At 41.4% G+C, this 12,990-nt stretch carries 10 protein-coding genes, 2 tRNA genes and 1 other RNA gene; 5 read left to right on the forward strand and 8 right to left on the reverse strand.

Annotated features, from left to right (window positions below):
* Positions 1-359 precede the first annotated feature (359 nt).
* The 5 genes from D5281_RS12345 to D5281_RS12365 form a co-directional block, all read right to left on the reverse strand.
* A complete protein-coding gene (locus D5281_RS12345) occupies positions 360-1,094 on the reverse strand; it encodes a hypothetical protein (protein ID WP_160560462.1) in 735 nt (244 codons plus the stop codon).
* A gap of 64 nt (positions 1,095-1,158) precedes the next feature.
* Positions 1,159-3,441 carry a DUF2339 domain-containing protein gene (locus tag D5281_RS12350; RefSeq protein ID WP_160560463.1) on the reverse strand — a complete coding sequence of 761 codons (2,283 nt, stop codon included), beginning with the start codon at positions 3,439-3,441 and terminating at the stop codon, positions 1,159-1,161.
* 44 nt (positions 3,442-3,485) lie between these two features.
* Complete coding sequence (locus tag D5281_RS12355) at positions 3,486-4,955, reverse strand: sensor histidine kinase (protein ID WP_160560464.1); 1,470 nt, start codon at positions 4,953-4,955, stop codon at positions 3,486-3,488.
* A gap of 29 nt (positions 4,956-4,984) precedes the next feature.
* A complete protein-coding gene (locus tag D5281_RS12360; protein WP_330584997.1) occupies positions 4,985-5,662 on the reverse strand; it encodes a response regulator transcription factor in 678 nt (225 codons plus the stop codon).
* Positions 5,663-5,723: 61 nt separating this feature from the next.
* Entirely contained in the window at positions 5,724-6,320 is a 597-nt protein-coding gene (locus tag D5281_RS12365) for a hypothetical protein (protein ID WP_160560465.1), read from the reverse strand.
* A gap of 164 nt (positions 6,321-6,484) precedes the next feature.
* On the opposite strand from D5281_RS12365, the gene D5281_RS12370 reads away from it, so the two are divergent.
* From D5281_RS12370 to D5281_RS12390, 5 genes are all read left to right on the forward strand, one after another.
* Positions 6,485-6,558: transfer RNA gene (locus tag D5281_RS12370), tRNA-Val, on the forward strand.
* A gap of 32 nt (positions 6,559-6,590) precedes the next feature.
* A tRNA-Ala gene (locus tag D5281_RS12375) sits at positions 6,591-6,663 on the forward strand.
* 443 nt (positions 6,664-7,106) lie between these two features.
* Positions 7,107-8,081 (forward strand): ABC transporter ATP-binding protein, encoded by a 975-nt coding sequence (locus D5281_RS12380; protein ID WP_160560466.1) that lies wholly within the window; start codon positions 7,107-7,109, stop codon positions 8,079-8,081.
* Between the two features lie 73 nt (positions 8,082-8,154).
* Entirely contained in the window at positions 8,155-8,952 is a 798-nt protein-coding gene (locus D5281_RS12385) for an ABC transporter permease (RefSeq protein WP_160560467.1), read from the forward strand.
* Positions 8,953-8,985: 33 nt separating this feature from the next.
* Complete coding sequence (locus D5281_RS12390; protein WP_160560468.1) at positions 8,986-9,762, forward strand: ABC transporter permease; 777 nt, start codon at positions 8,986-8,988, stop codon at positions 9,760-9,762.
* 142 nt (positions 9,763-9,904) lie between these two features.
* Here D5281_RS12390 and ssrA read toward each other — a convergent pair.
* The 3 genes from ssrA to rnr all read right to left on the reverse strand — a co-directional run bounded on the left by ssrA (position 9,905) and on the right by rnr (position 12,962).
* Positions 9,905-10,253: a transfer-messenger RNA gene (gene ssrA, locus D5281_RS12395) on the reverse strand.
* A gap of 45 nt (positions 10,254-10,298) precedes the next feature.
* The gene (gene smpB / locus D5281_RS12400; RefSeq protein ID WP_160560469.1) at positions 10,299-10,766 is read right to left on the reverse strand and encodes an SsrA-binding protein SmpB; all 468 of its coding nucleotides are present in this window, start codon (positions 10,764-10,766) and stop codon (positions 10,299-10,301) included.
* A gap of 27 nt (positions 10,767-10,793) precedes the next feature.
* The gene (rnr, locus tag D5281_RS12405) at positions 10,794-12,962 is read right to left on the reverse strand and encodes a ribonuclease R (protein WP_160560470.1); all 2,169 of its coding nucleotides are present in this window, start codon (positions 12,960-12,962) and stop codon (positions 10,794-10,796) included.
* Positions 12,963-12,990 lie beyond the last annotated feature (28 nt).

Here is a 12,990-nt window from a genome sequence, read left to right on the forward strand (position 1 = left end):
TGCCTTTTTTGACAGCTTCCTCTTTTCTCTGAATTTTCTTACGATTCCCTTCTGATGAATGTACTTTGGGCTTCTCTCCCTCTTACTTCCACCTGAATGTTCCTCTTTGAATTTTCAGGGTTGCATTGCTGTTTATTTGTCAAGGTTCTCGCCTTACTCTATCATTATTACATACTACATAATTTTTAATTTCAGGCATCTGCGAATTTATCACCCGCAACGAATCTTACTATAACATTACTTCCACATAATGTCAACACTTATTTTAAAAAATTGTTGAATTTTTTTATATATTAAGAAAAAATGTAAAAAGTCTCATAAAATGGGCCTTTTAGAGCCGCAGGAAATAATTTATCACTTTAATCCAATGAAATTGTAGCCGAATCATCTACACTTCTCATCGTCAGCTCCAGGTTTGAAACTTCTGTTTGTTCCTCAGGTATCTCACAAACAAGCGCCAATTCCACGCTTTCTCCCGGTGCAATCGTCCCCTGATAATAGGCCAGGTCGTTTAACAACATTGTAGTCAAAGCATTTTTCTCAATACCATCTGCTGCTATTCTAAATCTTGTTTCCGTTTTTGCAATATCCAAATTCAGCTCTGATCCGGAGGTATTCTCTGCAAGGAATTTTAAAACAAGAAGCTTACTTCCCTCAGTTGCTTCCATTATAAAATAAAGCGCATCTCCCTGCCGCGGATAAAAATCATCTATCTCATAGCCAGTATATGTAAGCTTTACATTTTCTAATTTTAAGAAGTCCTCCATCGTAACATTCTGAACCTCTGCCTCTTGGGTATTATCCGTAACAGTTACATCATCCGCACCTGTTTCGTCCTCATTGGCAGACTCCGTGTTCTCATCCTCCGCTATATCCTCAGGCGCTGCCTCATGAACGATTTCATGGACCTGGCTGAGATCAACCAATTTGCTCTGATAATTTTTGTCATGTTCCAATACTACATCTGCTGCATATTCCACAACCAAATCATGTTCCTGTTCGCTGAGCTCAGGTATCTGATTTCCACAGCCTGCCGTAAGTCCCGTTAAAAGTAAAGCAATTACACCACATGCAATTTTATTTTTCTTCATCATCTTCCCTCATTTCTGCGCTGTTTTGATACATAGTAGCGTTTGTGAATACAGCGCACCCACAAAATCAACATTCATCTTTTTTTGCCTCATACTCTTGCGTTCCGGTCTCCACCCCCACTGATTCCCCCAAGTTATTACTTATTTTTTCCAGTTTTACATATATAAAGGAGATAAGAAGGGCAATGATCCCCACCGCAAAAAACACGATCACTCTGTATGCTGCTCCCACCTCTCTGAAATCGTACACAATAAGCTTAAGGCAAACAAAAGCCGCCATCACCAGACCGCATATTCTCTCTTTTTTGTCAGAAAACTTAAAGCCAACTCCCACGCAAAAAAGTGAGATGACCATAAGAAATATACTGACAATAACCGGTGAGCCATAGTGTCCTGTCAAGGTGAAATAGGTGAGGAACCCTACCAGAATTAAATATTTTCCTGATAGTTCCATTGAATAGCGCTTTCTAAACACAATTATCATGGCTGCCGCGCCCATAACCATCATGATGGAACTCAAAACGTAACTTTGGCAAAACCAGACTCCTAAATAGTATAATAACATAAATACAAGATTAATCCTATTATAAACTTGCTGATTTTTGTCCTTAAGTCCTGGTAAATGATTGAAAAGCAAAAACAAAATCAATAGAAGGCCGGCACTAACAGGATAAAGCCAGCCACGCCCTAAATCATACTCTTTATAAAGATAGAACGAAAACGCACTCCAGCATATAAGTAAAATACTGATTGTAATTACAATCTCGTGGTAAAGATACATATATTTTATTCTCACTGCTGATAAAATAAGCGCTATGGCAAGCAGCCAGCAATACCATGAATCCATCAGTAAAAATCCTCTTATTCCAACCCAGAAAACAACTATGCAGTCCAGAACAATCATCTCTTTATGGCCTGCAAAAATTTTTGTAATCAAAAGTGAAACGAGAAGACATAATACAATTTCCAAAGGATAATTTGAAAAGGACCCTAAAAGCAGCACTGTGCTCACTCCATAGTACAGTTGCGCCCATCTTCTGCCACTGTCCTTTGGCCAAAGCAGAAAAATCACTCCACAAATTGAAATAACCAAAGCTTCCATTATCAAATGTACAAACAAGGCCATCTCCGGCTGTCCTTTCACCTCCAAGGCAAAATTCCCCAGCATAAAAAGAAGATAGATATAAATACCATTGACAATACATCCGGCGGAAAATAGAAAAGTATTTCCCTGTATACATTTTTTCAGACTAAGAATATTTACAAAAGCAAAGGAAGTAATTACATACAATACCCGATAAACAACGGATATGTCTTCACTCCATGTTACTCTCATGAAAATAAATGTAAAGACAAGGTTGAGCGCTAAATGGACTATATCTGCCATCGATTGCCCGTTTCGCTTTTCTGCAAAAACGCTCCATACATTTATAAAAAGCAGCATGGCGGAAATCATCAAAAACTCAAAATCTGTTTGAATGCCCTGCACTGGTAAAAAGCAAATGTAGCATCCCATCAACCCAATTATCCGGATTGCTGTGGAATCTTTTTTCCTGCTTAAGAATAACGCACCTACTGCAATCACGAGTGTAATCACCATGGCAGTCACACCATTTATTGTATGCAGCGCAAGATAATTGATAAGATTAGCGGCATAAAGCCCTCCAATTCCTATTCCTGTTATCACATGCCAAAATTTATAAGAAAACTGATTGCCCTTTTTCTTCCACAAAATTAGTTGTGATATGATAGTCAAAACAAGTGCAGTTCCATACAGACACAATCCCTGTACCAATCCATTCAAAAAATAAAAACCAAATATAACAAAGGCCATCAGCACAAATGCAGCGCCGAGCATACTAAAAACATGCACGCCTACCTTAAACTCTATATTTTTCTTCCGTTCACTTTCCGCCCTTTTTGCGCCACTGACAGCTGTTATAGATTTCCTCTCCTGGGATTCATGCCGCCAGGTTGACGGTTCCACAACAGGATTGGCAATACGGGTCAAATTCTGTCCAGATATGGCAGCCACATCCGCTGCTGTCCCGGGTGGTGGATAATCCATTATTTTCTTTTGTTCTATCTGCGCCATCCGTTGTCTGTACTTATAATAGCTTCGCTGTGCCTCCCTCTCCACCTGTTCTGGAGTAGCCTTCCCGCTCTCCAGATCTTTCATCATCTGTGCCAGGTAACGATCGTAATAGGGGTCTTTCGACACTTCCATAAGCTGCCGCAGTCTTGCCCTCACATGGGATTTTTGTTCTAAAAGCCCTGCCCTTTGGCGAAGTCTTCTCGCCTCATTCAGTTCATCTATATTTTGATTCTTCTTTTTGACCAGTTCGCTCATTCCAATCCTCTATACTTCCAGCTGCCCACAAGTCAAGGCCAGTTCTATGACCTTTCCAGTTCAAACCAGAATTCAACTCCATTTTCATAATTAAGCACGCCATATTCCTGGTTCATGGATTCCATCATCGCCTTTACAATAGAAAGGCCGACTCCGCTGCCGCCGTATTCTCTTGTTCTTGCTTTGTCCACCTTATAAAATTTTTCCCAAATATGCGGCACGCTTTCCTCTGGTATTGGAATCCCTGTGTTAAAAACAGAAACCCTCACTGTATTTTCTTTTTGAGTTAATTTTACATCAATTACTTTACTTTCCGCAACATGATTTAATGCATTACTAAAATAATTGTTAAAAATCTCCTCCACCATAAATTCATCTGCCCATACGTGGATAGGCGGGTAGTTATCCATCTGAAGATTAATTTCTTTTTGCTTACACAAAATTGCAGCAGATTGAAGATAATTTCGAATCAGCGCCGTAATGTCAAAGCGTTCCATGGTGACAGTATTATTTCCAAATTCCAGTTGATTCAAAGTGAGCAGCTTTTTTACAATATGATTCATTTTGGAGGCCTCATCCACAATCACCTCACAGTAAAAATTTCTGCTCTCCTCATCTTCATTGATTCCCTCCATAAGTCCCTCTGCATATCCCTGTATAAGCGCAATGGGCGTTTTTAACTCATGGGAAATGTTGGACAAAAATTCCTTGCGCATTTCATCCGTCTTATTTTTCTTTTCTATGTCTCTTTTTAATTCATTATTAGCGCTCTTTAACTCTGATATGGCCGCTTCCAGCGTTCTGGACAGTTCGTTGATATTTTGTCCTAAAAGCGCTATTTCCGTTTTGCTGTTTCCTGTGTATTGAGCGTCAAAATCCAAATGGCTCATTCGTTCGGAAATTCTGGTAAGCTCCATAATGGGCTCCGTTATTTTACGTGAAACCAGTAAAATAATAAGCGCACTGAAAATTGCAGAACCAACTCCCACATAAGCCAGGAAACGATTGGCCAGCGCCACACTATCTTTAATACTTTCTAATGGACTTCTGAACAAAAAAAGATTTCCATTATCCAGAACCCCCCACATGTCCACATACTCAAGCTGTGTTCTCTCATCCAGCTTCATACGCATTTCATAATTTTCCTTCTTCTTCAGAAGTTTATCGTCAAAATCTCTCTCCCTCTCAAATAAATAGTCCAAAAGCTGTCTGCTCAATATTTCGTAGTCATTCATAGATGTTTTGATGGTTCTTGTTTCCGTATCCAATAGAATAATATTTATATTATTCTTTCCACATATTTTTTGAAATTCAATATCAAACGCCTCCGTTCCAATGGCGTCCTCATTAGATGCCTTATTTACGATGGAATATGCGCTCATCATTGCTTTCTGCTTATTGTTTAAATAGTATTTTTCAAGAAATGTATTATTAATAAACCAGCACAGCAGGATGGTTCCTGCCATCAGCAGGCCAAATACCAATGCAAATTGTTTTCGTATCGAATATTTCATAAATCTCCCGCGCTTCCAATCGCTTGCATTTATTCACTCTCGAACTTATAGCCCATTCCCCATATGGTTTTAATAAGCTCTCCTCTTTCTCCCATTTTGCTGCGCAGCTTTTTTACATGGGTATCAATGGTTCTGGCATCCCCAAAGTAATCATAATTCCAGACATGATTCAAAATTTTTTCTCTGGAGAGTGCAATGCCTTTGTTTTCCATGAAATAAGACAAAAGCTCAAATTCTTTGTAGCTTAAGTCTATAGATTTTCCGTCAATTGTCACACTGTGGGCTGCCTTATCAACCACAATACCACCTGCTTCAAGATTTTCTTCTTTTATAAGCTGGTTGGTCCGGCGTAAAATAGCCTCCACCCTTGCAACCAATATCTTAGGGCTAAAGGGCTTGGAAATATATTCATCCACGCCAAGCTGGAATCCCTGCAGTTCATCTCGTTCATCTGATTTGGCGGTAAGCATAATAATAGGCACCTTGGAATATTGCCTTACTTCCCGGCAAACCTCCCAGCCATCCATTTTAGGCATCATCACATCCAAGATGATAAGCGCAATATCCTTTTGTTCATAAAAGAAATCCAGCGCCTGACTGCCATCCTGGGCCTCTATTACCTCATAACCGCTTTTTACCAGAAAATCTTTTACCAGCTTTCTCATTCTGGATTCGTCATCCACCACAAGTATTTTCAATCTTTCCACTATTTTGCCCTCCCAACTTAAAATTAATTTTCAGGGCCAAACGGCTCTTTAGCCTGCCTCTTTATTCGTTTGTCTCCGCCTTTTCCCCTGATTCAGCTTCTGGCCCTTCTAAAAGATCCGCTTCCTTTTGCCGAACCACTCTTTCCCTGTCTGTAAGCTCCTGCTCCCAAGCTGCGTATTTATTCTCAAGGTTACTTTTATAATTTAAAATATTCGGGTTATTGCTGTTAAGGGAAATCACAAACATTGCAATCACAAGAATACATAGAGCTACATTCAAAAATATAGAAATTCTGATGCCCGCATTCCCCTCCTTACGCTTTTCTGGTGTAGTAATTCTTTGCCTTAAAGCACTGTTCTCACTGTTCGGATTGTGCGTAAAAGTGGCATATACAGGAATCGGTCTTATTTTATCTTCCTCCACATTTAAGTGGCGCAAATTCTCCTGCATTTTTAGCAAAAAACTCCATCCTACCGGTGTTACAAATATTTTTTCGTCCAAAATCTTATCATAAATAGCTAACATTTTATGTGCGTCTTCTCTGGGAAGTTTTGTTTCAAAGTACACCTGTTCCTGGTGCTCTAGCTGTGCCTGTTTCACATCATCAAGCGCTGCAAATCGATATCCATATGCAAAAAATTCTGATTGATCTGACATAATAGTCCTCCTCGCCGCTAACATGCCGCAAATTATATGTATGCAAATTATGCTTAATCCACTTTATGTATTATACCTTTAAGGCAAAACCACGTCAACATGACACTGGTTTCTTTTAGATTTTCCCTTGCAATCCTGCCCCACTGTGCTATAATAAATTCCATGGAAGCATAGCTCAGCCGGGATGAGCGTTCGCCTCACACGCGAGAGGTCATGGGTTCGAGCCCCATTGCTTCCATTTTGGGGAAATTCATTATTTACATTGTACTTGGGGATATAGCTCAGTTGGGAGAGCGATGCGTTCGCAACGCATAGGTCAGGGGTTCGAGTCCCCCTATCTCCATTCTATGCTTTCATACTTGCACCTCCCTGTTTTTCCCGATACAAATTTCCATGAAATATACAGTGCAAGTATCGAATGCAGGCAGGCAAGCTGCATAACTCATGTACGCTCAGCGCAGCAAGTGTGCGAAGCTGCTGCCATAAGTTTTCTTTTCATATTTTATAAACCAGGCTGCTCAGCAGCATGGTAAGTTTGCTATTACATTGCCTGCATTGGAGTTGTTGACTTTAAAAGCGATACAAGAAAAGGTATCGCTTTTTTTGTGCGCAAAAAAGGATGCAGCTTTAAAAGTGCATCCGCTTTCCATTTTATGCCGTAGATAGTATATAACATACCATATTCTAAAATATAAGTCTAGTCTTTTTTTATTCCTTTGCTATACTTTTTTTGTAACCAGGATAACAGCCTTTATTTACAGGCAGCAACAAAAATGGAGGATTACTATGATTGAATTTCAAAGCATTTGCAAAACCTATCGTGTTGCAAAACGCCAGGCCGGCTTTAAGAATGCCGTAAAGTCACTGTTTTTCCGAGAGTATGAGACCATACGCGCTTTAGATGATGTAAGCTTTTCTATTGCAGACGGCGACATCATAGGGTATATCGGGCCCAATGGCGCCGGGAAAAGCACCTCCGTAAAGGTGATGTGCGGTATTCTCACGCCGGACAGTGGCATTTGTCGGGTAAATGGAAAGATTCCCTGGCAGGAAAGGGCTGCCCATGTAAAAGACATTGGTGTAGTGTTCGGACAGCGCAGCCAGCTTTGGTGGGATGTACCGGTAATTGACAGCTTTGAGCTTCTGCGGGATATGTACAAAATTGATGAAAAGCGCTATCGGCACAATTTAGATGAGCTCACTCAGCTTTTAGACCTTTCTGAACTTTTGAAGACCCCTGCAAGAAATTTGAGCTTAGGACAACGGATGCGATGCGAAATTGCAGCGCCGCTGCTTCACGATCCTAAGGTTCTCTTTTTGGATGAACCAACCATCGGACTTGATGCGGTTTCCAAAATTGCAGTTCGGCAGTTTATCCAAAAAATCAATGCACAAAAGCACACCACCATTGTACTTACCACTCATGATATGATGGATATTGAGGCTTTGACAAAGCGCGTTTTATTAATTGGACATGGGAAAATTCTTTTAGATGGGAATTTAGATGAACTGAAAAAGCACACTTCCACGGATAAAAAAATAACCGTTAAATACACAGGCAGCACTCCCGCCATTTCCCCTGGAATGAAGCTTAACGAGTCCAAAGAAAATCAACTGACTATCTCTCTTAATCCTCATATTCTGCCGGTATCTGATGCCATTGCCATAATCGCTGCACAGACCGACCTGTTAGATGTTTCCGTTACGGATGTTTCCACTGAGGAAGTGGTGGCCGCCCTTTATAAGGAGTATCAAGTTTGAAGGTAAACTTCCAAACTTTCTATTAACGCAGTATTGCAAGCACAGCTTGCGATACAATGCAGGAGGTATCCATATGAAATCTTATTTATCGCTTTTCCGCATCCGCATGATAAATGGTCTGCAGTATCGTGCTGTTGCAATAGGTTCTATTCTTACCCGGTTTTGCTGGGGCATTATGGAAATTCTGGCCTTTTTTGCAATCCATGAATCCGGAGAGAATTTCGCTATGACCTTTTCCCAGACGGCATCCTACATCTGGATGCAGCAGGCCTTTATCCTAATGTACAATGTGATTGACAACGATCAGGAAATCGAAGCTTCCATTAACAATGGTTCTATTGCTTATCAGCTGGCCCTTCCCATGAATTTGTACGGGAATTGGTTTACCCAATGTTTGGCTAACAGGCTCTCGCCTACCATGTTAAACTGCCTGCCAGTGCTGATATTGGCTATGCTGATTCCCGCCCCATACCGTCTTCGCCTCCCTGACCTGAACACGGTCATACTGTTTCTTGTATCAACCGTGCTGGCCCTTGACGTGGTAGGCGCTATTGCTGTGCTGATGCATATTACCATGTTTTACACCATCTCACAGCGGGGAATGAAAATCATTGGGCGTGCAGTCGTTGGCTTTTTTGCGGGCGGCCTGATTCCTCTGCCCTATTTCCCGGAAATTTTTCAAAAGGTGGTAAGTCTATTGCCCTTTGCATCGACTCAAAGCACACCGTTACTAATTTACAGCGGTTCCCTGACCGGCAAAGACGCCGTATCTGCCATGGGGCTGCAGGTTTTCTGGATAGCTGTTTTAATTACATTCGGATATTACGCCATGAATCACACTCTAAAACGAGTCGTGGTGCAAGGCGGGTAACAGGAATTCTCCCTGGAAAGGAAACTATCTCTTATGAAATTTTATATAAGATTATTTGGTTTAAACCTGAAAAGTCAAATGCGATATAAATTTTCTCTGTTTTTGTCCTGTCTGGGACAATTTATTACAGCATTTACTTCATTTTTCAGTATTAAATTTATTTTTATGCAGATAGATGCCGTTGGTGGGTTCACATATGAACAGGTATTACTTTGTTTTTCCGTTATGACGCTTTCCTTTTCTATTGGGGAAGCGGTGGGAGGCGGCCTGGCAAATTTCCCGCGAATGGTGAATATTGGAGAATTTGACCGCATATTAACCAGACCCAGAAATCTTATTTTGCAGGTGATGATTCCTTATTTTGATTTCACACGTATTGGGCTTTTGGTTCAGGGTGCCATTGTATTAGGACTGGCGATTCCTTTAAGCGGGATCACATGGAAGGCTGATAAAATCGCGGGGCTGGTGTTGATGATTATCTGCGGAGCTATTTTATTCTTCTGTCTGTTTATGTTTCAGGCTTCCTTTGCCTTTTTTACCATGAACAGCCTGGATTTTTTGAATATTTTTACCTATGGTGCACGCCAATTTGGCAGATATCCTTTTTCTGTTTATGGAAAAAAGATTCTCTACCTTTTAACCTTTTGCATTCCTTTAGCGTTGATTCAATATTATCCTTTGCAGTTCTTAATGGATGAAACCGCCCACCCGGCCAGAATGTTTCTTCCCTGTTTTTCGCTTCTTTTTATTTTGCCGTGCCGGGCTTTGTTCGAATTGGGAATACGCAAATATAAATCTGCAGGATCATAATCTAAAATGGTTTGACAATCAAAGGCCGTCACGCTCCACGATCCGGCTTTGTAATACCTCCACCCAAAACCGGAAGATGGGTTTGGGTGGACACAAAAAAGTCCTCAAAAGCCAGATATCAAGCTTTTAAGAACTTTCTTACTACTGGAATAGGCGGGAGTCGAACCCGCGTCCAAAGACCCATTCCCTGTCCTTCTACTATCATAGTCGATTATTTCGGGAAACCCTCATTCCCTCCTGAACCAGGAAACCGACACCCCGGTTCATTTAGTAGCTTCATCATACGCCCACAGGTGCAAAGCTTAGCCCATGTCGTTTCCTACATAATCGATGCCCGATTCCTTATGTGTAGGTGCACAAGGTCGGACAGCTGCCCTTAGGCAGCGAATGCTAAATTATCTTCAGCGTTTATATTTATTTTTGCGATTTGTCGCATCGCCTGCGGATAGCTTCTCCAGCTGCAAGACCCCTGTCGAAACCTTTACTATCCCCTGCTTCTTTTATTATAAAGGAGAAATGCCAAAAATGCAACCTCCTTACGCCCTTAATCTCACCTTAAGTTCTTTTTCTGCCTCACGCTTCTGGTCCTTCTTGGCAATATCCTGCCGTTTATCATAGAGTTTTTTACCTTTCGCTAGGCCAATCTCAAGTTTGGCCCTGCCATCACTAAAGTAAACCTGCAGGGGAACGATTGTATATCCTTTTTCTGAGCTGTTTCCAATCAGTTTTCGGATTTGCTGTTTGTGCAAAAGCAGTTTTTTTACTCTTAAGGGATCCTTGTTAAAAATATTTCCTTTCTCATAAGGGCTTATGTGCATACCATAAATAAATGCTTCTCCATTTTCAAGCCGAATAAATGCCTCTTTGATACTGCACTTTCCCATCCGCAAAGATTTGACCTCTGTTCCGTGCAAAACCAGTCCTGCCTCATATTTTTCTTCTATGAAAAAATCATGGTATGCTTTTTTGTTATTTGCCACCAGCTTCTTATCTTCTTTTGCCATGACCAGCTATTCCTTTCTCAGCCTATTCTAAACTTCAAAACTTTCCTTATCGTCAGGCGCCCATACAAACTCTATACTCTTTTGCAGATAGTCCACCCCATCTACCATAATCCGAATCTTCTGTCCTAACTTAAAGCTTCTGCCTGTATCTCTGCCTCTCATCTCATAGGCTTCTTCATTATAATCGTAATAATCTCCAGCAAGGCGGGATACATGAATCATTCCCTCTACGGTATTGGCTAACTCCACATAGATTCCCCATGCGGTGATTCCTGATATAACGCCCTCGTAAATCTCACCGATTTTCTGCTCCATAAATTGCACTTTTTTCAGCTTATCTGTCTCCCGCTCCGCCTCATCGGCACGGCGTTCTGTCTCAGAAGAATGCTTTGCTGTTTCCGGGAGAATTGCCCGATAGTGCTCCATCCTGTCTTCTCCCATCCTGCCTCTGAGCTGCTCTTTTATAATCCGGTGAATCTGCAAATCCGGATATCTTCTGATTGGAGAAGTAAAGTGACAGTAAAACTGGCACGCCAGTCCAAAGTGTCCGGTACAATCCACTGCATACTGAGCCCGTTTCATACTGCGAAGGGTAAGTCTGCTGATTAAGGCTTCCTCCTGCGTTCCCTCTATCTTTCCTAAGAGCTTTTGTATTTCCTTGGGATGTATTTCATTATCACCACTTTTTACTTTCACATAATATCCGAAATTGTTGATAAAGGTACCAAGCTTCAAAATCTTTTCCGGATCCGGATAATCGTGCGTTCTATACACAAAAGGCACTTCCATCCAGTAGTAATGCTGCGCCACCGTTTCATTTGCAATCAGCATAAAATCCTCTATTATTTTTGTGGCGGCGTTCCGTTCATAGGGCTCTATCAAGACAGGCTGCCCATTTTTATCCAGAATAATTTTGCTTTCCGGAAAATCAAAGTCTATGGAACCCCTCTTTTTTCTTTTTTTCCTAATCAGATCTGCCAGTTCCTTCATTAAAAAAAACATAGGCGTTAGCGCTTCAAAATTTTGCTGTGTATCCGCATCCTGTTCCAAAATTTTGTTGACATCTATATAAGACATTCTCTGGTCTACACAAATAACTGTTTCCGCAATCTCGTAATCAATCACTTCACCCTTTTGGTCTAAGGTCATCAGACAGCTTAAGGCAAGCCTGTCTTCCCCCATATTTAAAGAGCATATGCCATTAGACAAGGTATGGGGCAGCATTGGAATCACCCTATCTACCAAATAAACACTGGTTCCCCGTCTAAAGGCTTCCTGATCCAGGGCCGAGTTTTCCTGCACATAGTTCGCTACATCTGCAATATGCACGCCTAAAAAATATTTATCGCCTTCTTTTGAAAGACTGACAGCATCGTCTAAATCCTTTGCGTCCTCACCGTCAATGGTTACCATCTGCACCTTTCGCAGATCCTTTCTCCCTTCCATATCCTTAGAGCTTACAGGCTTCGCCACGCGCACCGCCTGGTTTAACACCTTTTCCGAAAACTCCATGGGCAAGTCATAGCCTTTTGCAATGGAAAGGATATCTACGCCGGGATCATTTACATGTCCCAATATTTCAAGCACCTTTCCCTCCGGTTTATGCACATTGTCCCCGTAATCTGTTAGCTCCACCACCACCTTATGACCTGTGACCGCCCCTTTAGAACGCTCCCCCGGCACGAAAATGTCAGAAGTAATTTTATCGTTATCAGGAATCACAAATCCAAAGCCTCCAGCTCTGTCAAAGGTTCCCACAATCTGTGTAAGACCATGAGAAAGGATAGACGTAATTTTTGCTTCCTGTCTTTTCCCCCGTTGCTCCTTTAAAAGCTCCACCTCTACCTTATCCTTGTGAAAAGCGCCGTTTACTTCCTCCTCCGGTATAAAAAGATCCTGTTCCCGTCCTTCAATCTCCACAAAGCCAAAGCCTCTTGCGTTGCTGATAAAGGTGCCGGTTAACCCTGCCGCCCTGCCGCTGCCTTTGATATATTTCCCTCGCTTGGTAACCTGCAGCTTTCCTTCCTCAAGCAGTTCTTTCAACAACTCTTTAAGCTCCTGCCTATCTTCCGGTTCTACCTGCATAAAAAGGGCTAATTCTTTTTCCTTCATGGGAACATAGAAATCCCCTTCCACCAGATCACATATCAGTTTTTTTCGCTTGTGGCGATTTTCCTTTCTATTATTACTTTTCAAATTTTCTCCCCGCTGCTTGCTTAATGAA

The organism is Parablautia muri, from assembly GCF_009917485.1.
Classification (GTDB): Bacteria; Bacillota; Clostridia; order Lachnospirales; family Lachnospiraceae; genus Suilimivivens; species Suilimivivens muri.

Bases quoted from the DNA above. Each gene is read 5' to 3' on its own strand.
- D5281_RS12390 (WP_160560468.1), top strand. From the start codon at position 8,986: ATGAAATTTTATATAAGATTATTTGGTTTAAACCTGAAAAGTCAAATG.
- D5281_RS12345 (WP_160560462.1), bottom strand. From the start codon at position 1,094: ATGATGAAGAAAAATAAAATTGCATGTGGTGTAATTGCTTTACTTTTA.
- D5281_RS12385 (WP_160560467.1), top strand. From the start codon at position 8,155: ATGAAATCTTATTTATCGCTTTTCCGCATCCGCATGATAAATGGTCTG.
- smpB (WP_160560469.1), bottom strand. From the start codon at position 10,766: ATGGCAAAAGAAGATAAGAAGCTGGTGGCAAATAACAAAAAAGCATAC.
- D5281_RS12365 (WP_160560465.1), bottom strand. From the start codon at position 6,320: ATGTCAGATCAATCAGAATTTTTTGCATATGGATATCGATTTGCAGCG.
- D5281_RS12380 (WP_160560466.1), top strand. From the start codon at position 7,107: ATGATTGAATTTCAAAGCATTTGCAAAACCTATCGTGTTGCAAAACGC.
- D5281_RS12355 (WP_160560464.1), bottom strand. From the start codon at position 4,955: ATGAAATATTCGATACGAAAACAATTTGCATTGGTATTTGGCCTGCTG.
- D5281_RS12350 (WP_160560463.1), bottom strand. From the start codon at position 3,441: ATGAGCGAACTGGTCAAAAAGAAGAATCAAAATATAGATGAACTGAAT.